Source organism: Burkholderia alba (genome assembly GCF_034721475.1).
Classification (GTDB): domain Bacteria; phylum Pseudomonadota; class Gammaproteobacteria; order Burkholderiales; family Burkholderiaceae; genus Burkholderia; species Burkholderia alba.
Map to the genome: position 1 here is coordinate 258,916 of NZ_JAWJWL010000002.1, position 24,799 is coordinate 283,714.

At 69.5% G+C, this 24,799-nt stretch carries 20 protein-coding genes and 1 riboswitch; of the genes, 9 read left to right on the plus strand and 11 right to left on the minus strand.

The features are described 5' to 3' along the window. Nucleotides 1-31: 31 nt before the first annotated feature. From RZR99_RS02875 to cobG, 5 genes are all read right to left on the minus strand, one after another. The gene (locus RZR99_RS02875; RefSeq protein ID WP_323118226.1) at nucleotides 32-1,387 is read right to left on the minus strand and encodes a chitinase; all 1,356 of its coding nucleotides are present in this window, start codon (nucleotides 1,385-1,387) and stop codon (nucleotides 32-34) included. Nucleotides 1,388-1,630: 243 nt separating this feature from the next. Further along, a complete protein-coding gene (gene cobJ / locus RZR99_RS02880; protein ID WP_323118331.1) occupies nucleotides 1,631-3,367 on the minus strand; it encodes a precorrin-3B C(17)-methyltransferase in 1,737 nt (578 codons plus the stop codon). Next, a complete protein-coding gene (locus tag RZR99_RS02885; protein ID WP_323118227.1) occupies nucleotides 3,364-4,107 on the minus strand; it encodes a precorrin-2 C(20)-methyltransferase in 744 nt (247 codons plus the stop codon). Before RZR99_RS02885 ends, cobJ begins: the two co-directional genes overlap by 4 nt. Then, nucleotides 4,104-4,730 carry a precorrin-8X methylmutase gene (locus RZR99_RS02890; protein WP_323118228.1) on the minus strand — a complete coding sequence of 209 codons (627 nt, stop codon included), beginning with the start codon at nucleotides 4,728-4,730 and terminating at the stop codon, nucleotides 4,104-4,106. The genes RZR99_RS02885 and RZR99_RS02890 overlap by 4 nt, the downstream gene beginning before the upstream one ends. Next, entirely contained in the window at nucleotides 4,723-6,132 is a 1,410-nt protein-coding gene (gene cobG, locus RZR99_RS02895; protein WP_323118229.1) for a precorrin-3B synthase, read from the minus strand. Before cobG ends, RZR99_RS02890 begins: the two co-directional genes overlap by 8 nt. A gap of 106 nt (nucleotides 6,133-6,238) precedes the next feature. Further along, a riboswitch (cobalamin riboswitch) is annotated at nucleotides 6,239-6,446 on the minus strand. A gap of 98 nt (nucleotides 6,447-6,544) precedes the next feature. Between cobG and cbiE the strand changes: the two genes are divergently transcribed. From cbiE to cobM, 4 genes are read left to right on the plus strand one after another with little or no spacing between them, the layout of a single operon-like run. Further along, on the plus strand, nucleotides 6,545-7,771 hold the full coding sequence (gene cbiE, locus RZR99_RS02900; protein ID WP_323118230.1) for a precorrin-6y C5,15-methyltransferase (decarboxylating) subunit CbiE: 1,227 nt from the start codon (nucleotides 6,545-6,547) through the stop codon (nucleotides 7,769-7,771). Beyond that, a complete protein-coding gene (locus tag RZR99_RS02905) occupies nucleotides 7,771-8,859 on the plus strand; it encodes a cobalt-precorrin-5B (C(1))-methyltransferase (RefSeq protein ID WP_323118231.1) in 1,089 nt (362 codons plus the stop codon). Before cbiE ends, RZR99_RS02905 begins: the two co-directional genes overlap by 1 nt. Then, a complete protein-coding gene (locus tag RZR99_RS02910) occupies nucleotides 8,856-9,590 on the plus strand; it encodes a cobalt-precorrin-6A reductase (protein ID WP_323118232.1) in 735 nt (244 codons plus the stop codon). The genes RZR99_RS02905 and RZR99_RS02910 overlap by 4 nt, the downstream gene beginning before the upstream one ends. Nucleotides 9,591-9,648: 58 nt before the next feature. Beyond that, on the plus strand, nucleotides 9,649-10,377 hold the full coding sequence (gene cobM / locus RZR99_RS02915) for a precorrin-4 C(11)-methyltransferase (RefSeq protein ID WP_323118233.1): 729 nt from the start codon (nucleotides 9,649-9,651) through the stop codon (nucleotides 10,375-10,377). Here the strand turns inward: cobM and RZR99_RS02920 are convergent, their stop codons facing one another. Continuing rightward, complete coding sequence (locus RZR99_RS02920) at nucleotides 10,378-11,553, minus strand: MFS transporter (RefSeq protein WP_323118234.1); 1,176 nt, start codon at nucleotides 11,551-11,553, stop codon at nucleotides 10,378-10,380. Nucleotides 11,554-11,683: 130 nt separating this feature from the next. Between RZR99_RS02920 and RZR99_RS02925 the strand changes: the two genes are divergently transcribed. Both RZR99_RS02925 and RZR99_RS02930 read left to right on the plus strand, forming a co-directional pair. Next, nucleotides 11,684-12,181 carry a MarR family winged helix-turn-helix transcriptional regulator gene (locus tag RZR99_RS02925; RefSeq protein ID WP_323118235.1) on the plus strand — a complete coding sequence of 166 codons (498 nt, stop codon included), beginning with the start codon at nucleotides 11,684-11,686 and terminating at the stop codon, nucleotides 12,179-12,181. Nucleotides 12,182-13,198: 1,017 nt separating this feature from the next. Continuing rightward, nucleotides 13,199-15,256, plus strand: coding sequence for a reprolysin-like metallopeptidase (locus RZR99_RS02930; protein WP_323118236.1), 2,058 nt, complete (start codon nucleotides 13,199-13,201; stop codon nucleotides 15,254-15,256). Nucleotides 15,257-15,473: 217 nt separating this feature from the next. Here RZR99_RS02930 and RZR99_RS02935 read toward each other — a convergent pair whose 3' ends face one another. The 3 genes from RZR99_RS02935 to RZR99_RS02945 all read right to left on the minus strand — a co-directional run bounded on the left by RZR99_RS02935 (nucleotide 15,474) and on the right by RZR99_RS02945 (nucleotide 19,648). Next, a complete protein-coding gene (locus RZR99_RS02935) occupies nucleotides 15,474-17,204 on the minus strand; it encodes a S53 family peptidase (RefSeq protein WP_323118237.1) in 1,731 nt (576 codons plus the stop codon). 670 nt (nucleotides 17,205-17,874) lie between these two features. After that, nucleotides 17,875-18,579 carry a glutathione S-transferase N-terminal domain-containing protein gene (locus RZR99_RS02940; protein ID WP_323118238.1) on the minus strand — a complete coding sequence of 235 codons (705 nt, stop codon included), beginning with the start codon at nucleotides 18,577-18,579 and terminating at the stop codon, nucleotides 17,875-17,877. 148 nt (nucleotides 18,580-18,727) lie between these two features. Beyond that, complete coding sequence (locus RZR99_RS02945; RefSeq protein WP_323118239.1) at nucleotides 18,728-19,648, minus strand: LysR family transcriptional regulator; 921 nt, start codon at nucleotides 19,646-19,648, stop codon at nucleotides 18,728-18,730. 97 nt (nucleotides 19,649-19,745) lie between these two features. On the opposite strand from RZR99_RS02945, the gene RZR99_RS02950 reads away from it, so the two are divergent. Continuing rightward, entirely contained in the window at nucleotides 19,746-20,162 is a 417-nt protein-coding gene (locus tag RZR99_RS02950) for a GlcG/HbpS family heme-binding protein (protein ID WP_323118240.1), read from the plus strand. 15 nt (nucleotides 20,163-20,177) lie between these two features. Further along, the gene (locus RZR99_RS02955) at nucleotides 20,178-20,966 is read left to right on the plus strand and encodes an SDR family oxidoreductase (protein ID WP_323118241.1); all 789 of its coding nucleotides are present in this window, start codon (nucleotides 20,178-20,180) and stop codon (nucleotides 20,964-20,966) included. Between the two features lie 149 nt (nucleotides 20,967-21,115). Here RZR99_RS02955 and RZR99_RS02960 read toward each other — a convergent pair whose 3' ends face one another. Further along, nucleotides 21,116-22,057, minus strand: coding sequence for a sigma-70 family RNA polymerase sigma factor (locus RZR99_RS02960; protein WP_323118242.1), 942 nt, complete (start codon nucleotides 22,055-22,057; stop codon nucleotides 21,116-21,118). 236 nt (nucleotides 22,058-22,293) lie between these two features. On the opposite strand from RZR99_RS02960, the gene clpP reads away from it, so the two are divergent. Then, nucleotides 22,294-22,947 (plus strand): ATP-dependent Clp endopeptidase proteolytic subunit ClpP, encoded by a 654-nt coding sequence (clpP, locus tag RZR99_RS02965; RefSeq protein WP_323118243.1) that lies wholly within the window; start codon nucleotides 22,294-22,296, stop codon nucleotides 22,945-22,947. Between the two features lie 18 nt (nucleotides 22,948-22,965). Here the strand turns inward: clpP and RZR99_RS02970 are convergent, their stop codons facing one another. Further along, nucleotides 22,966-24,600, minus strand: coding sequence for a methyl-accepting chemotaxis protein (locus tag RZR99_RS02970; protein ID WP_323118244.1), 1,635 nt, complete (start codon nucleotides 24,598-24,600; stop codon nucleotides 22,966-22,968). Nucleotides 24,601-24,799: the final 199 nt, after the last annotated feature.

Below are 24,799 nucleotides of genomic sequence, written 5' to 3' on the forward strand. Positions count from 1 at the left end.
CGTCACCGCCGCCCGGCGGATCCGCTCACGCTCACGATTTCACCCACACGCCGCCCGCGCTCGGCGTATTGCCCTGAGTCCACCATTGCGCGCAATACTTCGCGCCCTGGTACATCACGCACGAGCCGCCCGTATACGCGGTCGTCGCCGACCAGTTGGGCGCGCTGCCGCTCACCGCTTTCCAGACCGACGCCTGTCCGGGAATGTCGCCCTGGGTCCACCACTGCGCCTGATAGGTCGTGCCTTGGTACGTGACCGTCGCGCCCGCCGTGTAGACCTGACTGGCCGACCACGGCGAGCCGGGCTGCGGCGTGCCGCCGCTCGATCCGCCGCCGTAGTTCGGATCCTGCGTGACGCCCGTGCCCCACTGGCCGCTCAATCCCTTGAAGATCGACGCGAATCCGTACGGCTGCTGGGTCACGCCCGAGCAGATCGGCGATGCATAGCCGGTGTTGCTCGCGCACGGTTGGTCGCGGCCGATCGACCAGTTGCCGAGGAACCCGTAGCCGTTGTTGGTCGCCGTAGTCAGCAGGGTCTGCGCATTCGCAAGCGTGAAGATTTCGCCCTGCGTATCGTTCTGGCCGATCATCGGCGTCACGCCGACCAACTGCCAGAGCTGCGCGCTCGTCTTGGTCTGGCCGACCGATTTGTACGCGGTGTCGAGCTGCGAATAGAGCGCCTGCCCGGCGCTGATCGCGGCCGCGCCCATGTCGATGCCCGAGGGGCCGTAGTCCATCGCCATCACGTTGACCGCGTCGATCGCGACGTTGTTCGCGATCGCGGCATTGAGCACGTTGAGTCCGTCCTGCGTGAGGCCCGTCGGCATCGTCGGCAGCGTCAGCGTGACGTGCAGCACCCGGTTCTTGGCCGCGGCCGCCGATTGCAGCAGCGCGACCGCCTGGAAGTTGCGGGTGACCGATGTCAAGTCCTGCTGCGACGAACCTTCGATGTCGAAGTCGATATGGCTCAGGCTATAGGTGTCGATCACGGTTTGATACGCGGCTTGCAGTGCGGGCACGCTCGTGCAGGCCTGCATCAGCTGCGTGCCGTTGGCGCCCCCGAACGACACCGCGACTTCGCCGCCTTTCGCGCGATAGTTCGTGATCCCGGCTCCGATCGCGGTCAGCAGGTCGCCCGTCGCGCCGTTGCCGATCGCCTGCACGCCGCCCCAGGACGGCGTGCAGCCGTTGCCCGCGACGACGAACGCGAGCGTGAATTGCTGGATGCCCTGCTGAACGCCGATCTGGTCGACGATCGGCGTCGGGTAGAGCGTCACGTCGACGTAGGGCGCATAAACCCCCGCCGCCTGCGACACGCTCGCCGCGGCGAACAGACAGCCCGCGGCGACGGCGCGCGGAACGAGGTGTGACAACACGCTGGATTTCATTGTGCTCTCTCCATGGTTGTAAGCGACGCACCGGCCTGTGCATCGCCGCCGCGTCGGACCGGACATGGGCGGCCCTGGACTGCGGCGTGCCCATCTTGGAGGATTCCAGCTCAATAGTGAATAGTTAGTTGTTCTTTTTGTTATTTGAATCGAATAAAGAAATTATCAGGCCAATTTAATTCCAATGTGATACCAATGTAATACCGCATCGCCGACCTTTTCGAAGCCCGTGCGGCGGGCGTTTCAGCGATACCAGCGCGGGGTATAGATCCAATCCCGGCCATTGTTGACGGAAAAGCGGCGGGTGGTCGACGAGCCGACGATCACCATCGTCCGCATGTCGACCTGGTCGGCGCGCAGCGCGCCGAGCGTGGTCGCCGCCAGCGTCGCGCCGGGGCGGCCGATGTCGCGGCCGAGCACGACGACGGTGTCGGGCGTGCGGTGGGCGCGCACGGTGTCGAGCGCGCGGTCGAGCTGCCACGGCCGCGCGCGCGAGATCGGGTTGTAGAACGCCATTACCAGATCCGCCTGCGCCGCGTGCCGCAGGCGGGTCTCGATGATGTCCCACGGTTTCAGGTTGTCCGACAGCGAGATCATGCAGAAGTCGTGACCGAGCGGCGCGCCGGCCTCGGCGGCGGTGGCGAGCGCCGCGGAGACGCCCGGCACGATGTCGAGTTCGACGGCGGCCCAGTCCGGGTCGGCCGATACGTCGAGCGCTTCGAGCACGGCGGCGGCCATCGCGAATACGCCGGGGTCGCCCGACGACACCATGGCGACGCGCCGGCCTTGCGCGGCCAGTTCGAACGCATGCCGCGCGCGCTGCATCTCCTCGCGGTTGTCGGTGGCATGCACGCGCTGATCCGTGCGGAACGGGCCGGCCATGTCGACGTAGGTCGCATAGCCGAGGATGTCGGTCGCGTCGGCGAGCGCGGCGCGGGCCGCCGGCGTCAGCAGTTCGGCGCAGCCGGGGCCGAGCCCGAGCACGGTGAGGCGGCCGCGCGCGCGGCCCAGCATGTCGGGCGCGATCGGCGCGCCGCACACGGCGAGCGCGAGATCGGCGCTTGCGCCGTCGCACGGCGCATGGCCGGGCGCGGCCGTCGCGAGCGCGGCGGCGAGCAGTTCGCGCGCCGGCCGGCCGGGAGCGACGCCGGCGACGAAGCGCAGCGGCACGCCGAGCGTCGCGGCTGCGGCGGCGAGCGACGCGTTTGCCCGATCCGCTTCCGGTGCGACGAGCGCGGCCAGCGCGAGCGGCGCGACGCGCTGCGCGGCCAGCCGGTCGAGAATCCGCCGAGCGAGATCGGGTAGCGGGGAAGCGGCGGCGCCGGGTTCGCGCGCGGCGGGCGCGACGGCGACGACGACGCTGCGCGGATGAATCAGCAGGGCCTCCCGTGCGTCGTCCTGCTCGTGCGGCGTGACGCGGATCGTGCGCGCCGCGTGAGGATCGCGCGGCAGCGCGACGTCGTCGAGCCACGGGGCCGCGCCGTCGATCCGCACCGACTCGCCGGCCAGCAGGTCGGACACGAAACGCTTGCCGTGACCGAGATCCGCGAGCGTATAGCCGTCGGGCGGATTGAGCACGCAGGCGCCGAAGCGCAATTCGCCGCTGGTCGTGATCGCGGGCGCGCGCTCGAGCAGCGCGCCGATCTCGCGCGCGAGCCCGTTCACCCCGGCGAGGCCGCCGAGCAGCGGCACGACCGCGCTGCCGTCCTCCGCGACGGCCAGCACCGGCGGCTCCGCGCCCTTGTCGGCGAGCAGCGGCGCGAGGCAGCGGATCACGATGCCGGCCGCGCACAGCGCGACGATCGGGATACCGCGCCGATACAGCTCGCGCAGGTGCGGGCCGAGTTCGTCGTAGGCCGCGTCGGCGGCCACGCGGCCGGCGAGCGCGTGAACCTGCGCGCCCGGGTAGCCGGCCTGGATGCGCCGCGCGACGTCGAGCGCGCCGGGCCCGAGGATCACGATGGCCGGCGCGGTGTTCATCCTTGCCATTTTTCCCCCGGCACGACCAGTAGCGAGAAATACGGCGACGCCATCGGATCGACGTCCGCGAGCGGGACGATCCGCTGGTTCGTCATCGTCGCGCGCTCGACGTAGAGCGCGCGGCGCGCGAGCCCCAGTTCGTCGAGCACGCGGCGAACCTTGTCGAAATGGCGGCCGAGCTTCATCACGACGGCCGCGTCGGCGCGCGCGAGGCGTTCGCGCAATTCGTGCTCGGGCAGCACGCCCGACAGCACCGACAGGCTCTGGTTGCGATACACGAGCGGCGCGCCGAGCACCGCCGCGCCGCCGAGCATCGAGCACACGCCCGGCACGACTTGCGCGTCGTAGCGCGCCGCGAGGCGGTCGTGCAGATACATGTACGAGCCGTAGAAAAACGGATCGCCTTCGCAGATCACCGCGACGTCGCGTCCCGCGTCGAGCTGGTCGGCGACGACCGAGGCCGCGGTGTCGTAGAAGTCGGCGATGATCGTCTCGTAGCAGAGCGGCGGCGCGAGCGTCTCGGTCGTGACCGGATAGACGAGCGGCAGCTGCGTCTGCGTGTCGCGAAGATGCGCTTCGACGATACCGAACGCATTGCCTTTCTTGCCCTTCGCGACGAAGTACGCGACCACGGGCGCGGCCTGCAGCACGCGCAGCGCCTTGAGCGTCAGCAGCTCGGGGTCTCCGGGGCCGACACCGACGCCGTACAGCCGGCCGGGGCGCGTGTGCGGCGCGCTCATTCGGCCTCCGACGCCAGCGCGTTGACGGCGGCGGCGGCCATCGCGCTGCCGCCGCGCCGGCCTTGCACCGCGACGAACGGGACGCCGTGCGCATGCTCCGCGAGCAGCGCCTTCGATTCGGCCGCGCCGACGAAGCCGACCGGAAAACCGAGGATCAGCGCGGGGCGGGGCGCGCCCGCTTCGAGCATGGCGATCAGATGGAACAGCGCGGTGGGCGCGTTGCCGATCGCGACGACGCTGCCCGCGAGATGCGGACGCCACAGTTCGAGCGCGGCGGCCGAGCGCGTGTTGCCGAGGGTGCGGGCGAGATCGGGCACGGCGGGCTCGCCGAGCGTGCAAAGCACCGGGTTGCCGGCGGGCAGCCGCGCGCGGGTGATGCCTTCGGCGACCATCCGCGCGTCGCACAGAATCGGCGCGCCGGCCGCGAGTGCCGCGCGGCCGGCCGCGCCGGCGCCCGGGGAGAAGCGCAGATCGCGCGCGATATCGACCATCCCGCACGCGTGGATCACGCGCACGGCCAGTTTTTCGAGGTCGGGAGGGAGGCCGTCGAGGTCGGCTTCCGCGCGGATCGTCGCGAACGACTGGCGGTAGATTTCCTGACCGTCGCGTAGGTAATCAAACATCGGTGGTGAAGTCCTGAAGCGGGTCCGGTCCGTCGAGGCGGGCCGCGACCTGGTCGATCGTCAGATGGCGGGCGACCACGCGGCCGAAGCCCGCGGTGCCGTCGCGCCGATAAAGGTCGTAGTGTCCGGGCGCGGCCGCGAGCAGCGTGTGTCCGGCCGGGCGAGGCAGCGCGCAGCTGCGTTCGCAGCCGCTCAGATGCAGCTCGCGCGGTGCCGTGAGGCGTTCCGCCAGCCGCAGCGCATCGGTCTTGGTGTCGGCCCGCGCGCGGGCGCAGCCCGACGAGCCGGTGCAGGCGATCAGTGGCGCGACGGGATGCGCGGCGTCGCAGATCAGGCCGCATGCCCGCAGGCGCGAGAGCAGATCGCGCGCCGCGTCGCGCGGCACGCCGGGCAGCAGCACGCCTTGCCATGGCGTGATGCGCAGCGAACCGTCGCCGTGCGACGTCGCGAGATCGGCGAGCACGTCCAGTTGCGCGGCCGTCAGCCTGCCGAGCGGCGCCTGGCCGCCGACGTGACGCAGGCCGGCTGTGCGCTCCGGCCGGATGCCGAAGCGCAGCGCGGGATCCGGCATCGCTCGGCGCCAATGCGCGAGATGCGGGTCGCGGCGAAGCGCGAACGGCAACCGCGCTTCCGCCTGCGCGAGCAGGACATCGGGGGCGTGCGTCGCGAGCAGATGGCGGATCCGGGACGCGTCAGGCGGGGCGAGATCGAGGAACGCGCACACCAGCGCGCGGACCAGCTCGACCGCCTGAGCGGGCCGCACGGCGGCGAGCGCGGGCAGCCGGCGGGTATCGGTCGCCGTGTCGACGGGCGGGCAGCCGGCCAGCCCGATCGCGAGCCGGATGTCTCCCCGTGCGTCGGCCAGCGCCGACAGCCAGATGTCGTGCGGATGATCGAGCGCGGCGAGGCGTTCGCCGCCGTCGAGCAGGATCGAGAATTTCGGGGAGAGCGCCGCGATGCGCGGCTCAGTCTGCAGCATTGCGAGCAGCGGCGCGGCCAGCGCGGCGCTGTCGAGCAGCGCGTGCGGATCGCGGCCGGCGGTGGGACTCAGCATCAGGTTGCGCGCATCGTCGCGCGCGGCGGCGCGGGCCGCGTCGGGCGCGTCGTCGAGCCGCGGGCCGAGACCGGCGTCGAGCAGCGCGCCGAGCAGCGACGCTTCGCTTCCCGCACGCACGCCGCGCAACTGCAGGTTCGCGCGGTTGGTGGCGTCCAGCACGCCCGAGCCGTGGCGGCGCGCGGCCGCCGCGATCGCCTGCGCCTGCGCGGCGTCGAGCGCGCCGCCCGGCAGCCGGATCCGGCACAGACCGCCGTCGCGCGCCGCGACGATGCGCACGAGTCCCGGGCAGGCGGACGCGCGCGGCACGGACGCGGAATCGTCGAAAACGGCTTGGACAGGCTTCAAGGAGGCACCGGGTCAGCGTCGTGCGGCGGCCCGCGAGCCGCTCGCCCGCGGGCGCGGACAGCGGCACGTCATTGCATCGGTACACCCCGCCCGATGCGGGCCTGCACGAACGAATCTCACACCGGCAGGTCTCCTGGCTCGCAGGTCGTCATCCGTGCCCGGCCTTCCCGGCAGCCGGGCGGACCCGGCGAAACCAGTGGCGTGGGGAGGAAGCGGACTCGCTGCGCACAGTTGCGGGGGCAGCCGCAGCAGCACGGTAGCGTGCCCTGCGTTCCCTGTTAGGCCCATCGGGCACCGGCGAACGAACGCTGTATTATGCCTTTTTTTGAAACGGCCCCGGCCGCGCGACGCGCGCGGGCAGGGCGTTCTGGCGATGGCCGGATTGACGGGAAAAACGGATGGGGAACGGCGCATGACGGCCTGGCTGACGGTGGTCGGGATCGGCGACGACGGCGTCGCGGGACTGGGCAGGTCCGCGCGGCGCGCGCTGCTCGACGCGGCGGTGGTGATCGGCGGCGAGCGCCATCTGGCGATGCTGCCCGCGCGGCTCGGCGCGGTGCGCGAGCGCTGGCCGACGCCGTTCGATCTCGCCGCGCTGCTCGCGCGGCGGCCGGCGCGCGTGTGCGTGCTCGCGAGCGGCGACCCGATGTTCTACGGCGTCGGCGCGACGCTCGCGCGCACGGTGCCGGCGGACGAACTGCGGGTGCTGCCCGCGCCGTCGTCGCTCTCGCTCGCGGCCGCGCGGCTCGGCTGGGCGCTGCAGGACATCGAGGCGGTGTCGCTGGTCGGCCGGCCGCTCGCGGGCTTGCGGCGGCATCTGCACGACGGACGTCGCGTGCTGGTGCTGAGCGCCGACGGCGCGACCCCCGCGACGCTGGCCGCGTGGTTGGCGGAGCGCGGTTTCGGCGCAAGCCGGATGAGCGTGTTCGAGCATCTGGGCGGGCCCCTCGAGCGCCGGATCGACGCCCGCGCCGATGCATGGCTCGCGCCGCGCACGGCCGCGCTCAACCTCATCGCGCTCGACTGCCGCGCCGGCGACGACGCGCCGCGCCTCGCGTTGACGCCGGGCCTGCCGGACGACGCCTACCGCCACGACGGTCAACTGACGAAGCGCGACATGCGCGCGCTGACGTTGGGCCGCCTCGCGCCCGCGCCGGGCGAACTGCTGTGGGACGTGGGCGCGGGATCCGGCTCGATCGGCATCGAATGGATGCGTGCGCATCCGTCTTGCCGTGCGATCGCCGTCGAAGCGCATCCCGACCGTCAGCAGTGCATCGCGCACAATCGCGACGCGCTCGGCGTGCCGGCGCTGCAACTCGTCGCGGGCCGCGCGCCCGATGCGCTCGCGGGGCTCGCCGAGCCCGACGCGGTGTTCATCGGCGGCGGCGTCACCCGCGCGGGCGTATTGGACGCGTGCTGGTCGGCGCTGAAACCCGGCGGGCGGCTGGTCGCGAACGCGGTGACGCTGCAGGGCGAGGCCGCGCTGGCCGATTGGCGCGAGCGGCACGGCGGCACGCTCACGCGCGTCGCGCTGGCGGACGCCCAGCCGCTCGGCGGTTTCGACACCTGGCGGCAGGCGCTGCCCGTCACGCTGTTCGAGGCGCGCAAGCCGCGCGCGCCGCGGCCGGATTCCCGCTGATGCGCGACGAAACACCCGAGCAGCCGGCGCCCCTGCGCAGCGGCTATACGACGGGCAGCTGCGCGACGGCGACGTCGCTCGCGGCGGCGCGCCTGCTGCTCGGCGGACCGGCGGGCGACGCGGTCGAGATCGTGCTGCCGAAGGGCCAGCGGGTGCTGATGCGGCTGGTGTTTTGCAGGCTGAGCGGCGACGGCGCCGAAGCGGGCACCGTCAAGGATGCGGGCGACGATCCCGACGTCACGCACGGCGCGGTCGTGTTCGCGCGGGTGCGGCTCGCGGCCGCGCGCGGCGTGCGGTTCCACGCGGGGCCGGGCGTCGGCACGGTGACGCGCGCGGGGCTCACGCTGCCCGTCGGCGAGCCCGCGATCAACCCGGTGCCGCGCAGGATGATGACCGAGCATCTGAGCGCGCTGGCCGCCGAGTACGGCTATGCGGGCGGCTTCGAGGTCGCGATCGGCGTCGAGGGCGGCGAGGCGCTCGCGCTGAAGACGATGAATCCCCGGCTCGGCATCGTCGGCGGCCTGTCGATCCTCGGCACGACCGGCATCGTGCGGCCGTTTTCGTGCTCCGCGTATATCGCGTCGATTCACCAGGGCATCGACGTCGCGCGCGCGAACGGCATCCGCCACATTGCCGCGTGCACGGGCAACGCGAGCGAGGACACGATGCGCGCGCACTACCGCCTCGCGGACATGGCGCTGATCGAGATGGGCGATTTCGCGGGCGCGGTGCTCAAGCATCTGCGTCGCGCGCCGGTCGAACAGGTCAGCATGTGCGGCGGCTTCGGCAAGCTGAGCAAGCTTGCGGCGGGCCATCTCGACCTGCACAGCCGCCATTCGAGCATCGATCTGCGGCAACTCGCGGCGTGGGCCGCGCAGGCCGGCGCGGATGCCGCGCTGCAGGATGCGATGCGGGCCGCCAATACCAGCCAGCAGGCGCTCGCGCTCGCGCGCGACGCCGGCATCGCGCTCGGCGATATCGTCTGCGCGCATGCGTTGCGGGTCGCCCGCGACATCGTCCCCGCGTCGGTCGCCGTCGAGATGTTCGCGATCGACCGGCAGGGCGGCATCGTCGGCGTCGCGCGATGACGGCCGGTCCGCGCATCCTGCTGCTGGGCGGCACCGGCGACGCGCTGCGGCTCGCGCGCGCGCTCGGCCTGCGGCACGTGTACAGTCTCGCCGGCCTCGGCAAGGTGCCCGACGATCTGGCGTGCGCGGTGCGGGTCGGCGGCTTCGGCGGCGCGGCGGGCCTGGCCCGCTATCTGACGGACGAACGCATCGGCCTGCTGGTCGATGCGACGCATCCTTACGCGGCCAGGATCAGCGCGAACGCGGCGGCGGCGTGCGCGGCAACCGGCGTTGCGTACTGGGCGCTGCGCCGCGCGGCCTGGCAGCCGCGCCCGGGCGACGATTGGCGCGACGTGCGCGACTGGGCCGGCGTGCAGGCGGCGCTTGCGCCGTTCGCGCGGCCGCTCTTCACGCTGGGCCGCGAACCGCTCGCGCACCTCGACGCGATTCCCGTTCACCAGCACTGGGTGGTCCGCTGCCTCGATCCGCATCCGGGCCGGGCGCGCGCGCACGTGATCGCCGCGCGGGGGCCGTTTACGCACGACGGCGAACGCGCGCTGTTCGCGCTGTGCGGGATCGACGTCGTCGTCAGCAAGAACAGCGGCGGTGCGGCGACGGAAGCGAAACTCGACGTCGCGCGCGAGCGCCATGTGCCGGTCGTGATGGTGGCGCGTCCGGTGCTGCCGCCCGCCGAACGAGAATTCGGCGATGTGGCCGCGTTGCGCGATGCGCTGGCGGCCCTTGGCCCTTGATGGGCAATGATGCGCGGCGCGCGCAGGCGCCGCCCGTAACAATCAGACGGAGAACGGAATGACGGTGTTTTTTATCGGCGCGGGCCCGGGCGACCCCGAACTCATCACGGTGAAGGGGCAGCGCCTCGTGCGCAGCTGCCCGGTGATCCTCTATGCGGGATCGCTGGTGCCCGCGGCGGTGCTCGACGGCCACGGGGCCGAACAGGTGGTCAACACGGCGGACCTGGATCTCGACGCGATCGTCGCGCTGCTCGCGACGGCTCACGCGCAGGGGCGGGACGTGGCGCGCGTGCACTCGGGCGATCCGTCGCTGTACGGCGCGATCGGCGAGCAGATCCGGCGGCTCAAGGCGCTCGGGATTCCTTATGAAATCGTGCCGGGCGTGACGGCCACGGCGGCGTGCGCGGCATCGCTCGGCGTCGAGCTGACGCTGCCCGGGGTCGCGCAAACCGTGATCCTCACCCGCTATGCGGGCAAGACGACGATGCCGGAAGGCGAAGCGCTCGGCGCGCTGGCCGCGCACCGCGCGACGCTCGCGATCCATCTCGGCGTGCGCCACCTCGCGCGGATCGTCGACGAGGTGGTGCCGCACTACGGCGCGGATTGTCCGGCGGCCGTGATCTATCGCGCGAGCTGGCCGGACGAGACGCGCGTGAGCGGAACGCTCGCGGACATCGTCGGCAAGATTGCCGCGACGGGCATCGAGCGCACCGCGCTGATCCTGATCGGGCGCGTGCTCGACGCGGAGGCGTTCGACGATTCGACGCTGTACGCGCCGGCTGGCTGATTACGCGCGGCTGCCCGTCGCGGCGACGCGCACCGGCGCGAAGCGCGCCGCCATCGCGAACATCACGACGCAGACGGCGGCCATGAACGCCCACGCGGGCGTCAGGTCCGCGAGGTGCTGCCGGATCAGCCCGGCCGCGAACGGGAACAGCCCGGCGATCAGGTAACCGATCCCCTGCACGAAGGCGGTCAGCGCGCCGGCTTCGGCCGGATGATCGACGTGATCGAGCGCGACGATCAGCGACAGCGGGAACAGCGCGCCGATCCCCAGGCCGATCAGCAGCGATGCCGGCAGCGCCAGGCTCGACGGCGACGCGATCAGGACCAGCAGCCCCGCCAGCAGCGCCGCGATCGCGGCGAACAGAGCGGGCCGGCGGTCGTTCAGACGGTCGATGAAAGCCGATACGACGAGGCCCGAGGCCACCTCGGCGAGCGTGACGCCGCCGAGCAGTCCGCCCGCCGCTTCGGGCGACCAGCCGAGCGCGACGAAGTACGGCGGCAGCCACGCGAGCACCAGCGTGTACGCGCCGGTGCCGAGCCCGAAGAACAGCGCCAGGAGCCATGGCCGCGCGCCGTGCGGACGGCGGGTGGACGGGGCGGCGGTGCGCGTCGCGCCGGGCGCGGCGCGGCTCGCGAGCGGCCAGATCGCGACGGCGGCGAGCGCGGGCAGCGTCCAGCCGGCGAGCGCTGTGGTCCAGTGGGTCTGCGCTGCGGCAAACGGCGTGATGACGCTCGCGAACACCGCGCCGCCCATGATCGACGTGGAGTAGAAGCCCATCACGCTGCCGGCGCGCGCGCTGAAGTGCGTCTTGATGAACATCGGCAGCAGCGCCTGCACCATCGCGATGCCGACGCCGGCGCCGAGCGCGGTCGCGAGCAGCACGGCGGGCGCGGACGCGGCGAGCCGCGCGGCGCATGCGAGCGCGATCAGCGCGACGCCGAGCCAGACACCGGCGCGCACGCCGGCGCGGCGCTGCAGCCAGCGGGCGCTCAGCGCGCCCGCGCCCATCAGCAGGATCGGGACGGTCGTGAGCAGGCTGGCCGTGCCGTCGGCGATGCCGGTGGCGCGCTGGATCGCGTCGAGCAGCGGGCCGATCGACGCGAGCACGGGACGCAGGTTGAGGCCGACGAGCACGATGGCGGTGAGCCGCCAGGCAGGGGAAACAAGCGCAGGCATGAGGCGGAATTCCTTGGCGAACGGCCGGACGCCCTTCACGGACAGGCCGGCTGTTTCGTATAATTGTCTTGGCGTCAAGATAGTTCGAGTTTATCTCTACGTCAAGCTAACTGGATGAACGGGAGGGGAAATGGACCGAGCCGCCCACGCGGTCGAACAATGGCGCAACGAACGCCCGGATCTCGAGCCGTCGTCGATGATCGTGCTCGGCAGGCTGCAGGAAGCGGCGCTGGTGATCGCGCGCGACCGGCTCAATCCGCTGTTTGCGCGCTATGGGTTGCAGCCCGGCGAATTCGACGTGCTGGCGACCTTGCGCCGCAGCGGCGCGCCGTATGCGTTGACGCCGACCGCGCTGTACGATGCCGCGATGATCTCGTCGGGCAGCATGACGAACCGGATCGACCGGATCGAGAAGGCGGGCTGGGTCGAGCGGCGACCGAATCCGGCGGACGGACGCGGCACGCTCGTCGCGCTCACGCGCAGCGGGCTCGAGCTGATCGACGAGGCGGTGGGTGCGCATCTCGACAATCAGCGCGACATCCTCGCGGCGCTGAGCGCCGCCGAACAGACGCAGCTGGCGCGGCTGCTGGGCAAGCTGCTGCAGGGGCAGACGCCGTTGCCGGAATGACGGTCGGCGGGATCCGGGTCTGCGGCTTGCGTCGCGCGTGGGACACGTCGGCGACGGAGACGAATCGCGTTCCGGCCACGCCGGCATGTCGCCGTGGCGCACGTCCGGGCAATCTCGATGAGCGCATCGCGGGAGCGGTCGCCCGCCTGTCACGCGCGCCGCGCGGGCGGGGCGCGGCCGGCGCAAGCCGTTGCGCCGGCGGTGAATCCCGCCGGGCAGACGGGGGATCGTCGAGAACAAACGGCTAAAACCCCTCGCCGTGGCCGGCACGCTTCGTCCCGAAGCACGATTTCATTCGAACGCCGGTCCGTATTCGCTCGCTGCCGGAAAAGCATTGGATTTCAGCCGCGCGATTATCAATAACCGGATTTCAATACGCCGGAAGATTTGTGATTTTTCGTGGATTTCCCCGGCTTTCATATTCCATTACAAAAATTTACGAAGTATATTCACCCGGAGATTGAACGGTAGCTGAGGTGCGGAACGGCCCGGTACGCCATACCGCCGGATCGGATGAAGCATCGATTGCGCCGTTTCGTCGAGCGAGGGACCTGGGTGTCATCCCGGCGGGGTGGCAGCCGCCGAGCGGCAATCTACTGCAATTGAAATTCGCGAGCAGGCACGTGCCGAAGAACACGGCTTGTTTATCGATACGACATCAACAACAGGGCCGACCATCATGAATATCTTCACGTAGTTCTTCGTTAATTCATTCAGATATCGACGATGGCTTTTCTTCGCTGGCGATTTTTGGCGAGGAGGAATCGCTGTCGTTCGCTTTCGTGCGGCGTCCGCCGGTTTGTCTTCCGCCGGGGGAGGCGGTATGTGAATCGATCCCGACGTCTTCCACCTCGGCCGCGAGCCTGCGCCGGACGCAGTGTCGTCCGCGCGGATCCGCGCCCGGCCGCAGAGGCGTCTGCGTCATGCGGTGCCCTTCGGTTGCTCGATCGAAGGGAAAAGAGCGCTGGAATGTGTTTTTCCAATCGTCTTCGTCCAATTTGAATAGGATGACTGAATATGAAGAAGCTGCTGATGACATGCGCGGTACTGGCCGCCTGGGGATGTGCTTCGATGGCGCAGGCGGCCGATACGGCCGGGCTCTGGCATGACGCTCCTGCTTCGGCGGACGTCGCGACTCGTGGCGCGGCGACGTCCGTTCCCGCTTCCTATCGGGCGGTCACGCTCGACCTGGGCCATCTCAAGACCGAACTGTCGGCAAGCGCCGCGGCGATCGCCAAGGGGCAGGGCAGCCGGCTCGCATTGCCGCTGCCGGAAGGCGGCGTGACGTATTTCACGTTATCCGAATCGGATGTTCTGCCGCCGGCGCTGGCCAAACGCTATCCGGCGCTCAAGAGCTACAAGGGCGTGGACGACAAGGGGCGTCGCGCCCGCGTCGACATCACGCCGCAGGGTTTGCAGGCGGCGGTGTACGGAGACAAGGACGGCGTGTGGCTGGTGCAGCCGGCAGGGCAGCTATCGGGCCGGGCCAGCAAGGCGGCGGACAGCGGCGACGTGTACTGGTCGTTCAGGCGGGCAACCCTGCCGGGCTCGTCTCCGTTCAACGAGGACGGGGTCGACAAGAACCTGCTCAACGGCAGCGGGGTGCGAAAGAATTCGGCGAAGGCGGCGGCCGGCAACACGACCGGCTCGCGGGCGGGCGGCTCCGTGATGTACGACTATCGCCTGGCGATGGCGGCGACCAGCACGTATACCCAGGGCTTCGGAGGAACCGTCGTCGACGGGCTGGCCGCCGTGGCGACGATGGTCAACCGCATCAACGAAATCTATGAGAACGATCTCGGCGTGCACCTGACGCTGGTCGACCAGGAAGACAAGATCATCTACACGGATGCCAAGACCGATCCGTACGCGGGCCTGGCGCCCGGCGGTCCGCAGATCAACGGCAAGAACGTGCAGAACCTCGCCAAGGTGATCGGCAACAAGAATTTCGATGTCGGCCATGTGGTGGCGGGCAACGGCAGCGGCGGCAGGGCATCGATCGCCAGCACTTGCCAGGACGCCACCAAGGCGGCGGGCAGCACCGGCCGGCCCGATCCGGTCGGCGATGCGTTCGCGGTGGATTACGTGGCGCATGAACTGGGTCACTCGTTCGGTTCGTACCATTCGTTCAACGCCAATCGCAGTACGCCGGAGGAGGACGCGGTGGAACCGGGGGAAGGGTCCACCATCATGGGCTACGCCGGCGTCTACGGCGGCGACATTTCCTATCAGCCGCATAGCGATCCGTATTTCAACAGCAGCAGCATCGGCATGATCCAGGACTGGATCGCCAGCGCGGGAGGCAGCTGCGCGACCCGCACGCTCAACAAGAGCGGCGCGCCGTGGCTCGACCCGGAATCGCTGGTGCCGCCGGATGCGTTCGACACCGGTCGCGCGCACTATACGATTCCGGCCCGGACGCCTTTCACGCTGAAGGTGAAAGCGGCCCAGGGCAGCAAGGCCAGCGGTCTGACCTACACCTGGGAGCAATTCGATTTCGGCCCCGAGCAATTCGGCAAACTGAAGGACGACGGCCAGGGTCCGATCTTCCGTTCGTTCAAGCCGCACGCCGAGGGCGAGCAAACCTTCCCGCACCTGGCGGCTGTGCTGGGCGACGAGCCGCTCGGCAACGGCGAAGTCTATCCTGCGACCAATCGCAAGCTCAGCTTCCGCGTGACGGTGCGCGACAACGTGGCGATGGCCCGCTCGCTGGGCGTGGGACCGAACACCGCCAGCGGCAACATGTATGTGAACGTGGTGGATACCGGCGGCGCGTTCGCCGTCACGGCGCCGCGTGCCGCCGTGAAATGGGCGGCGGGCTCCGGACAAACCGTCGGCTGGAACGTGGCGCAGACCAATGCGGCGCCGATCGCCTGCGCCAAGGTCAAGCTGGATCTGTCGCTGGACGGCGGATACAGCTATCTGCCCGAACCGTTGCTGGCGAGCACCGACAACAACGGCCGCGCCAAGGTCACGCTGCCGGGCGTGGCGTCGAGCAAGGCGCGTATCCGGGTGAGCTGCACGGACAACGTGTTCTTCGCGGTGACGCCGAAGACTTTCACGATCGTGAAGTAAGCGGATGACCGACCTTGACGGCGGGTCGTTTCCGGCCCGTCCGTCAAGGCGGTTCCACGCGTGCGCGGCGGAAGGCGACGGCCGGCGCACGGTGCCGAAACGCCGCTCGCGCGGCGGGTCCGTCAAGCGTTTCGCCGCATGAAGGCATCGCATGACGACGCACGATGGTTCGCGTTCGGGCGGCATGGATTGCCCGAACGCGCCCCCTCGCCGACGCTTACCGAACCAGCGTCGTGATCAGATCCACTTTCGGGCTGCCCCAGCCGGTCACGAGGTCATAGCCCGTCGTCGCGGAGTAGCTGCCCGACTTGCCGCTCGTGATGTCGTGGAAATTCGCCGTATAGGCAGGCGTCAGCGCACCGTTGACCTCGTTCTGCGCATAGATCGACGGATTGAAGTAGCCGACGGGCGCTTGCCCCGACGCGGCCGCCTGCTGGTTCGCCAGCGCGATGAAGCCCGCCCACATCGGCGCGGCGAAGCTGGTTCCGCCATACTCGTTCGCGGTGCAGTCGGTCTGGTCGGCGCAGACGTAGAACGTGAAGTTGGCGTTGGCCGACACATCCGGCCCGTTGCGGGTGGTCGTCGATCCCTTGTTGCGGGAATTGATCACGCCGCTGATCTTCTGCCAGGACGGAATGGCGATGTGGTCGGGCGAGATGCCGCCGCCGCTGTCGGCCCACGCCGTTTCGGACTTCCACGCGCCGGCCGCCGAGCCGGTCGTCAGATCGGTTCCGCCGACGGAGATGACGTACGCGTCGTCCGCGGGCCACGCCTCGTTGGAACTCGACCAGGTCGAGGAGTCGCCGGACGCCGCGAAGAACGATTGGCCCTGGGCCGCCATCTTCTCGAAGTACGGGTCCAGCGTGGACGGATCGGCCGGCGTCCAGCCCCACGAGCAGCCGATCGTCGTCGGCAGCGGGCTGTTGGTCGTCATCGCGCTGAGGATCGCCGTGTCGGTCGAGCCCACGTACATCGTCAGGCTGGCGAGCCCGGGCGCCATGCCGATGGCCTGGGTCATGTCGAGCGTCTGTTCGCCGTCGTCACATTGGCTGGGGTCGCAGGACGTGCTGGTTCCATCGGTCGAGAGCAGCGTGACCGGAACCTGGTTGGTCTGGCCGATGTTGTTGAAATAGGTATTGAGATCGGCCAGTTCGGTTCCCGCGTATTCGAACAGGCCGAGATTCTGTCCCGCGCCGGTCAGGCTCGAGCCGCCGTAGTAGGCCGCGCGCATGTCGCTGCCGAGAAACGACGCGGAAGGTCCCGAGCCGGTCGTCGCATGGCTGACGACCGCGTCGGGGCTGATGCCGTGCGCTTTCGCGTAGTCGCTCTTCTTGACGAACAGCGGATGCGGGATCGAATAGTTGTCCAGCCCCGAGACGTGCCAGAGCGGAATCGCCAGCGAGGTCGTCGGCTCGCGATCCGGGCCGAAGAAGGTGCGGTTCTCCGACGGGTGATGGTAGAGATGGAGCTTGAGATTGAAGGCGGCTTCGACGGCGGACGCCGGTCCGGCGACCTGCACGTCCATCCCGTCGCGGCTGCCGCCCGTGACGGATAGCCCATGCTGGCGCAGATACTGCACGGTGGCATCGTAGTCGGCCTGGGTCGGACCGAATCGCGCGGTGAATTGGGCGGGCGTCAGGTATTGCCGGAAAGCGGGGCTGGCCGGGTTGGTCACGTTCGCCACGAACGCATCCAGTCCGGCGCGATCGCGCACCGGCAGGACCACGTCGAGCGCCATCCGGCGGTCGACGGGCACGTCGCCCAGCGTCGCCGCCGCCATCGCGGTGCTGAATCCGTCTCGCACGTGGCGGGTCAGCACGCCCGCCGCCTCGGCCGCCGATGCGGCGCCGAACGCCAGCACCACGGCTAGCGCGAGCGAAGCGGTGCGGGAAACCCGCCGCGCCGCGCCGCCGGTACATTGTTTTTCAATCGAATAGGTTTGCGTCATCGTTTGTTACCCCTTGAATGGACCCTGCACTGTTCAGAACATGTGTGAATGGAATGGCAGTCAAGCGTCTCGTCGGGCGTCTGTCTGGTGTCGGCCTCCTGGGTGAGTGATCGAATCGAAGCGGGAACGGGCATGCAGCCGGTGCGTCGTGCCGGCGAGCGCGCACGCGCTCATCCCGGTCGCGGTAATCCATTTGAAATTATCATTCGCACACCGAATCAATTGATGCGTTCGAGAAGCGGGGAATACCGACTGTTTCCGGATCTGCCTTTCATTATTTACGTGTTGCGGCGGTGTTGCGGAAGCGGCGGGCGAGCGCTCGCACCGGCACGGCAATCGATACTGCGCGCCTCCGGCACGAATCCCGTTTCAGGTACGGCTGAACGCGCGGGGCGAACCTGTCCCGCCGTGCGGTCCGCGTGCGGCGCTTGCAACTATCCCGGCAATCGGAACCGTTTTCGATCGGATGGTGCGTTCGTAGCTGGGAGAAGGATAGGGCGCGATGACTGAACGTCAAGCGCTTTTGTTCGCGCACCGGGTTCGATCGCGGCGGACCGCCGGATCGATGGGCAACGCCGGTGCGCGGGAGGATGGGGCGCCGCTTGCCGCGGGACGAGCCTGTCTCTCGCTCAGGACTCGCCACCGGGCGACAGGCGGCGCCCGCCGGCGGTCAGGACCGGCTGGGGATCGTCAGTCCGCGCGCGACCGCGGGCCGCGCGACGAATGCGTCGAGCACACGCGCGACGTTCGGGTACGCGTCGAATCCGACCAGCTCGCGCGCCTCGTAGAAGCCGATCAGGTTGCGCACCCACGGGAACGTCGTGATGTCGGCGATCGAGTAGGCGTCGCCCATGATCCATGCGCGGCCGGCCAGGCGGCCCTCGAGCACCGCAAGCACGCGCTTCGATTCGTCGACGTAGCGGTCGCGCGGGCGCTTGTCCTCGTATTCGCGGCCCGCGAATTTGTGGAAGAAGCCGACCTGACCGAATATCGGACCGATGCCGGCCATCTGGAACATCAGCCACTGGATCGTTTCGTAGCGCAGCGCCGGATCCTGCGGAATCAACTGGCCGGTCTTGTCCGCGAGGTAAAGCAGGATCGCGCCGGATTCGAACAGCGCGAACGGCTTGCCGCCGGGGCCGTCAGGGTCGATCAGCGCGGGGATCTTGTTGTTCGGATTGAGCGACAGGAACTCGGGCGACAGCTGGTCCTGCGTGTCGAAGCGCACGAGATGCGGCTCGTACGGCAACCCGATCTCCTCGAGCATGATCGACACCTTGACGCCGTTCGGCGTCGGCAGCGAATAGAGCTGGAGGCGGTCGGGATGCTGCGCGGGCCATTTCTTCGTGATCGGAAAAGCGGACAGATCGGGCATGACTAGACTCTCGTTCGATGAAAAGAGGGCAGACTGTTCCACCTGCCCGGGGGCGGCGGATACGCGGCGTTTCGGCGCGAGCGCCCAGTGTAGTCAAGTTTGTGAAGCCGCGCGGCATTCGCCGCCCGGCTCACCCCGCGGGCGGCGGTCATCGCTTCGCGCGCTCGGCTTCCTGCTCCTTGAGCACCGTGATGAACGCGCGCAGCTTCGCGCTGACATGCCGGCGATTCGTGTAGTAGAGCCACATCGGCGGCAAAGAGCGGCACGCGCCCGGCAAGACCTCGCGCAGCAGGCCGCGCCGCAGGTCTTCGTCGATCCGCTCCCGCATGAACACGAACGCAATCCCCACGCCCGCGCGCGCCGCCTCGATCACCGCGTCCGAATCGGTGCTGACGAAGTGTCCGTCGAGGCTGAGTTCGACTTCGCGCCGGCCCTCGCGTAGCGGCCATTTGTGCAGCCGCCCGCTTTTCGGGAACCGGAACCGGATGCACCGGTGCCTGGCGAGATCGGCCAGCTTCGCGGGGGTGCCGTGCTGCGCGAGATAGCCGGGGGCGGCGACGAGCGCGCAGGTCAGGGCGGGCGCGATCTTGACGCCGACCATGCCGGGCCGCAGACGATCGGCGAGGCGGATGCCCGCGTCGAGCCGTTCCTTCACGATATCGACGAGATGATCCTCGTAGCGCAGCTCGAGCGTGACCTTCGGGTAGCGGCGAAAGAATTCGGCGAGAACGGGCGCCGTCACGACGGATTTGGCGAGGTGCAGCGCGCTGATGCGCAAATGGCCCTCCGGTTCGTCGACGTCGGCGAGCAGCGCATCGCGCGCCCGGACGACATTCAGGTACGCGTGCGCGGTCTGCTCGTGATAGCGCTGGCCGAATTCCGTGAGACTCACGCCGCGCGTGCTGCGACTGAACAGCTTGACGTTCAGTTCGCTTTCGAGCTGACCGATCGCGAGGCTGACGGCGGCGGGTGTCAGACCAAGCGCCGCGGCGGCCCGCGTGAAGTTGCCATGGCTCACCACGTTCATGAAGACATGCAGGCCGCTGAGCGGATCGCGCCGGTTGGTCATTAAAAAAACTTAATACGTTTGTGAGCGGAATGCTGATTGTCTCAGATACCGGCGCTCCCTACACTGGCCCTCGGCAAAACCGTTAAGGACTCCATCGATGCAACCTGATCTCACCTTCGATGCCGCGCTGCGCATCGTCCACGAAGGGCTGGCGCAAGCTCGCGGGCGCGGTTTGCCGGGCGTGGCGGTCGCGGTCGTCGATCGCGGCGCGCACCTGGTCGCGTTCGCGCGCATGGACGGCACCTTTCTCGGCGCGATCGACCTCGCCATCGGGAAGGCGGCTACTGCCGCGCGCTTCCGGACGGATACCGCGACGCTCGGGACGATGTCGGGCGTCGGCGGGCCGCTCTGGGGCATCGAGCGGAGCAACGGCGGGCTTGTCACGTTTGGCGGCGGCCTGCCGCTGTTCGATGCGAGCGGCGCCTGTCTCGGCGCGCTCGGCGTCTCCGGCGGCACGGTGGCCGACGACGAATCGATCGCGCGGCGCTGCGCCGCCCCTTTTTCAACACATTGAAACGAAGGAGCCATCATGGAACGCAAACGCATTCTGGTGACGGGCGCAGGCTCGGGCTTTGGCCGGGAAGTGGCGCTGCGCCTCGCCGCGCACGGGCACGACGTCACCGCGGGCGTGCAGATCACGCCGCAGATCACCGAGCTGGCCCGAGAGGCGGCCGCGCGCGGCGTTGAACTGCGCGTCGAAAAGCTCGATGTCACGTCGGCGCGCGACCGCGCGTACGCGGCGCAGCGGGAGGTCGACGTCCTGTTCAACAACGCGGGCGATGCCGAGGCCGGGGCGATCAGCGAGATTCCCGTCGAGATCGTCCGCGACCTGTTCGACACGAACGTGTTCGGCCCGCTCGCGCTGACGCAGGACATCGTGCGCGGCATGGTCGGTCGCCGGCGCGGCAAGATCGTGTTCGTGTCGTCGATCGCCGGGCTCATCACGGGCCCCTACACAGGCGCGTACTGCGCATCGAAGCACGCGCTCGAAGCCGTCGCGGAAGCGATGCATCACGAGCTGGCGGTGGCCGGTATCCAGGTGTCCGTGATCAATCCCGGGCCGTACCGGACGGGCTTCAACGACCGGATGATGGAGACGCCGCGGCGCTGGTACGATCCGCGCCGGCATGCGACGGCGCCCGATAGCCTGCGTTTTCCTTTCGACCAGTTCGATCCGGAAGAGATGATCGCGCGGATGGTGGAAGTCGCGGAGCGCGACGACGGGCTGTTCAGGAACCTGCTGCCGGCCGGGATGGCGTCGTTCGTTCGGGAAGACCAGGCCGCGGCATGGACCCGGCGGCAGAACGGCGCACGTTGACCGCGCCTCGTCGCATCGGCCGGCGACGCATTGCGGCCGCTCGGCTCGCCGGGCGGCGCGGCTGATCGTGCGCGCGGCCGGATTGCCTCCCGGTTATCCCGGCGGCGTGGCGCGAGGGATGCGCGCCGAATAGTGTCGGGCGAATGCGCTCAGGCCAGCGCGAGCGGGCACCGCGCACGCCGCGCCCCGATCGATGCCAGCAGGCGCGCGATGGCGGCGCGCCCGAAGATCCGATTCGCCGCGCGCAACGCAGCCGGATCCGTGACGACGCGCAGCGCGACTTGCCCGTGCGCACCGAGCGACGGCGCGAACAGCGCGGCAATCTCGCCGTCGACGAGCAGCGCGACGCCCGTTTCGCCGTTGATCGATACCGCTTCGGCTTGAAAGGTCCGCTCGGCCGTCGCGCCGGCGCGGCCGACGACGTCGAGCGATGCCCGCGCGGCGGCCGGCGAATCGGCGACCCCGTGCGCTTCGTCGAGGAACCGCAGCAGCGCCGTCCGGTCCTGCGCGCCGATCGCCGCGCGCAGATCGTCGACGATTCGCCGCTGCCGCGCCGGATCGGCCGGCGCGGGCGGCCGATCGCTGCGCTGCAGGCGGGTTTTCGCGCGATGGACGATCTGCCGGCAATTCGCCTCCGTCTTGCCGAGGATCGCCGCGAGATCCGCATAGTCGCAGTCGAACGCCTCGTGCAGCAGGAACGCCGCCCGCTCGCCGGGCGACAGCCGTTCGAGCAGCAGCATCAGGCCGTACGAGAGCTGCGCGCCCCTGAGCGCCACGTCCTCGGCGGACGGCGCCCGTTCATCCAGCCAGGGCTCCGGCAGCCAGCCGGCTTCCCGGAGCGCGTGCTCGCTGCGCCGCTGCCGCAGCCGGTCGATCGACAGCCGCGTCGCGACCGTCGTGAGCCACGCGGCCGGCAGCCGGATGCCGGCCGTGTCGGCGAGACGCCATTTCAGCCACGCGTCCTGCACGACGTCCTCGGCTTCCGCGCGGCTGCCGAGCATCCGGTGCGCGAGCGACAGCAGCCGCCCGCGCTGGCTCTCGAACGATTCGACGGGATCGGGCGGATGCCGGTCGGTCTGAGGTTCCATCATGCTGAGTGCTCCGAAAGGGGCCGGCGCCGCTTCGGGCGCGACGGGCTCGCCGCCAGTCTGCCAGATTGCCGGCCTTCGTGCGCATGACGGCCGGGCCGGCCGCCGCGTGACAACGCCGAGCAAAAATATTCTCGTCACGCCGGGCCGCGCCGGGCCGTCATCAGGCTGATGCGCGACGCCGGCGGCACCGGCCGCCGCGCGCATCCCGAGCCCATTCCGCGAAAAGAGGAACCGCCATGTCCCATCCGTCCCGCCATCCGTCGTCGTCGAGCTTCGGGCTCGTGCCGACCGTCATCGAACAGTCCGGGCGCGGCGAGCGCGCCTACGACATCTTCTCGCGGCTGCTGCGCGAGCGCATCGTGTTCCTGGTCGGCCCGGTCAACGAACAGTCCGCGAGTCTGGTCGTCGCGCAGCTGCTGTTCCTCGAATCGGAGAATCCGGACAAGGACATCTCGTTCTATATCAATTCGCCGGGCGGCTCGGTGTACGACGGCCTCGCGATCTACGACACGATGCAGTTCATCAAGCCGGAAGTCTCGACGCTCTGCACCGGCTTCGCGGCGAGCATGGGCACGTTCCTGCTGGCGGCCGGCCAGCCCGGCAAGCGCTACGCGCTGCCGAACGCGCGCATCATGATCCACCAGCCGTCGGGCGGCAGCCAGGGCACGGCGGCCGACGTCGAGATCCAGGCGCGCGAAGTGCTGTACCAGCGCGAACGCCTCAATGCCGTGCTCGCGGACTGTACCGGGAAGTCCGTCGAGCAGATCGAGAGAGACACCGACCGCGACAACTTCATGTCGGCGGCGCAAGCGCAGGCGTACGGCCTGATCGACGACGTGCTCGCGCAGCGCGGCAGCGCCGCGCCGGAAGCGGCCCGCGCACCGGCATGAGCGCGGGCTGCCGCGGCATCACGCGGTGGCGGGGCGCCAGGCGACGGGCTCTTCCCAGGCGTCCGTCTGCGCGTCTCGCGCGACGGCGCCGCCGGCGGGCAGCCGGAAGGTCGCGACCGTCTCGTTCAGCTGCCGGCCCTGGGTCTCCAGCGATTTCGACGCCGCGGCCGCCTCCTCGACTAGCGCCGCGTTCTGCTGCGTCGTCTCGTCCATCTGGGTGATCGTCAGGTTGACCTGGTCGATGCCGCGGCTCTGCTCGGCCGACGCGGCGGCGATCTCGCCCATGATGTCGGTCACGCGCGCGACCGCCTGCGTGACTTCGCCCATCGTCCTGCCGGCTTCTCCCGCGAGCGTCGAGCCGTCCCGGATCGTCTGCACCGACGCGGAGATCAGCTCCTTGATCTCCTTCGCCGCGCTGGACGAACGCTGGGCGAGGCTGCGCACCTCGCTCGCCACCACGGCGAAACCGCGCCCCTGTTCCCCCGCCCGGGCCGCCTCGACGGCGGCATTCAGCGCCAGGATGTTGGTCTGGAACGAGATGCCCTCGATGATGCCGGTGATGTCGGCGATCTTCGACGAGCGCTCGCCGATCTCGGTCATCGTATCGACCACGCGGCCGACCACTTCGCTGCCGCGCTGCGCGACGTCCGACGCGTTCCCGGCCAGCGCGCTGGCCTGCTGCGCGTTCTCGGCGTTGAGCCTCACGGTCGACGTGAACTGTTCCATCGTCGCGGCGGTTTCCTGCAGCGACGCGGCCTGTTCCTCGGTGCGCTGGCTCAGATCGATGTTGCCCGCCGCGATCTGGCCGACCGCGACGGCGATATTGCCGCTGCCGTCGCGCACCCGGCCGACGATGCCGGTCAGCCGCTGGTTCATCGTGCTCAGCGCTTCAAGCAGATCGCGGGTCTCGTCGTTGCCGCGCACGTCGATATCGCTGCGCAGGTCGCCGTCCGCGACGGTCCGCGCGACCCGGACCGCGGTGCCGATCGGCACGGTGATCGCGCGGGTGATCCACAGTCCCGCCACCACCGCGAGCGCGACCGCGGCGGCGCAGATCGTCAGCAGCAGGTTGCGCTCGGAGGCGTAGCGATCGGAGAATTCCTGCGCGATCGCCCGTTCGCGTTCGTGCGTGTAGTCCGCATACGCGTTGGTCGCGCGGATCAGCTCGGCGAGCAGCGGGCGGCATTTGTCGTTGATTTCCGTGGTCGCCGCGTCGCGGGGGCCGGCCAGCGCCGCGTTGACGATCTCCAGCGCAACGGGGCCGTAGCGGGCTTCCACCTGCTCGATCTGCGCGACGAGCGCGCGGGCGCGATCCGTCGTGTCGGTGGCGCTCGCCATTGTCGACTTGAGCTGCCCGAGGTAGGTCTGGACGTCGGCGTGCGCGCGTTGCACGTCCGCCTTTTCGAGTTCGATGTCCTCGGGCCGGGTCACGAGCACCAGATTGCGGGCGGCGATGGCCCGCCGGTCCACCGCCATGCGCACCTGCGCGGCGAGGTTCGCGCGCGCGTTGATGCCGAGCGCGTAGCGGCTGAATGCGTCGTTCGACTCGGACAGGGCCTTGAGGCCCATGCCCGACACGATCACCACGACGGCCGCGAGTATGCCGAAACCACCGAGAAGCTTGGTCTTGATGGTCAGCCGAAATGATTTCATTGCTTGCCCCTTGCACGGAAAGAGATGCATTGATGGGTCATGCGCGACGGGTTGCGATGTCGTGCGTGCATTAACGGGACGATGGTCTTTTTCTTTACCCTTATAAACCCTGATTTTTATAATTGTAGATATTTTGAAATGCCAAAGAAATGTAGATTTATCGGTGAACTTAACTAAGATCGAAAGTGCCTGACGGGAG

Excerpts from the sequence above, each read along its gene's own strand:
- RZR99_RS02920 (WP_323118234.1), bottom strand. The coding sequence starts at position 11,553 with ATGCCTGCGCTTGTTTCCCCTGCCTGGCGGCTCACCGCCATCGTGCTC.
- RZR99_RS02950 (WP_323118240.1), top strand. The coding sequence starts at position 19,746 with ATGCAACCTGATCTCACCTTCGATGCCGCGCTGCGCATCGTCCACGAA.
- RZR99_RS02885 (WP_323118227.1), bottom strand. The coding sequence starts at position 4,107 with ATGAGCGCGCCGCACACGCGCCCCGGCCGGCTGTACGGCGTCGGTGTC.
- RZR99_RS02925 (WP_323118235.1), top strand. The coding sequence starts at position 11,684 with ATGGACCGAGCCGCCCACGCGGTCGAACAATGGCGCAACGAACGCCCG.
- RZR99_RS02955 (WP_323118241.1), top strand. The coding sequence starts at position 20,178 with ATGGAACGCAAACGCATTCTGGTGACGGGCGCAGGCTCGGGCTTTGGC.
- RZR99_RS02940 (WP_323118238.1), bottom strand. The coding sequence starts at position 18,579 with ATGCCCGATCTGTCCGCTTTTCCGATCACGAAGAAATGGCCCGCGCAG.
- RZR99_RS02970 (WP_323118244.1), bottom strand. The coding sequence starts at position 24,600 with ATGAAATCATTTCGGCTGACCATCAAGACCAAGCTTCTCGGTGGTTTC.
- RZR99_RS02930 (WP_323118236.1), top strand. The coding sequence starts at position 13,199 with ATGAAGAAGCTGCTGATGACATGCGCGGTACTGGCCGCCTGGGGATGT.
- RZR99_RS02905 (WP_323118231.1), top strand. The coding sequence starts at position 7,771 with ATGCGCGACGAAACACCCGAGCAGCCGGCGCCCCTGCGCAGCGGCTAT.
- RZR99_RS02890 (WP_323118228.1), bottom strand. The coding sequence starts at position 4,730 with ATGTTTGATTACCTACGCGACGGTCAGGAAATCTACCGCCAGTCGTTC.
- RZR99_RS02910 (WP_323118232.1), top strand. The coding sequence starts at position 8,856 with ATGACGGCCGGTCCGCGCATCCTGCTGCTGGGCGGCACCGGCGACGCG.
- cbiE (WP_323118230.1), top strand. The coding sequence starts at position 6,545 with ATGACGGCCTGGCTGACGGTGGTCGGGATCGGCGACGACGGCGTCGCG.
- RZR99_RS02960 (WP_323118242.1), bottom strand. The coding sequence starts at position 22,057 with ATGATGGAACCTCAGACCGACCGGCATCCGCCCGATCCCGTCGAATCG.
- clpP (WP_323118243.1), top strand. The coding sequence starts at position 22,294 with ATGTCCCATCCGTCCCGCCATCCGTCGTCGTCGAGCTTCGGGCTCGTG.
- RZR99_RS02945 (WP_323118239.1), bottom strand. The coding sequence starts at position 19,648 with ATGACCAACCGGCGCGATCCGCTCAGCGGCCTGCATGTCTTCATGAAC.
- RZR99_RS02875 (WP_323118226.1), bottom strand. The coding sequence starts at position 1,387 with ATGAAATCCAGCGTGTTGTCACACCTCGTTCCGCGCGCCGTCGCCGCG.
- cobM (WP_323118233.1), top strand. The coding sequence starts at position 9,649 with ATGACGGTGTTTTTTATCGGCGCGGGCCCGGGCGACCCCGAACTCATC.
- cobJ (WP_323118331.1), bottom strand. The coding sequence starts at position 3,367 with ATGAACACCGCGCCGGCCATCGTGATCCTCGGGCCCGGCGCGCTCGAC.
- RZR99_RS02935 (WP_323118237.1), bottom strand. The coding sequence starts at position 17,204 with ATGACGCAAACCTATTCGATTGAAAAACAATGTACCGGCGGCGCGGCG.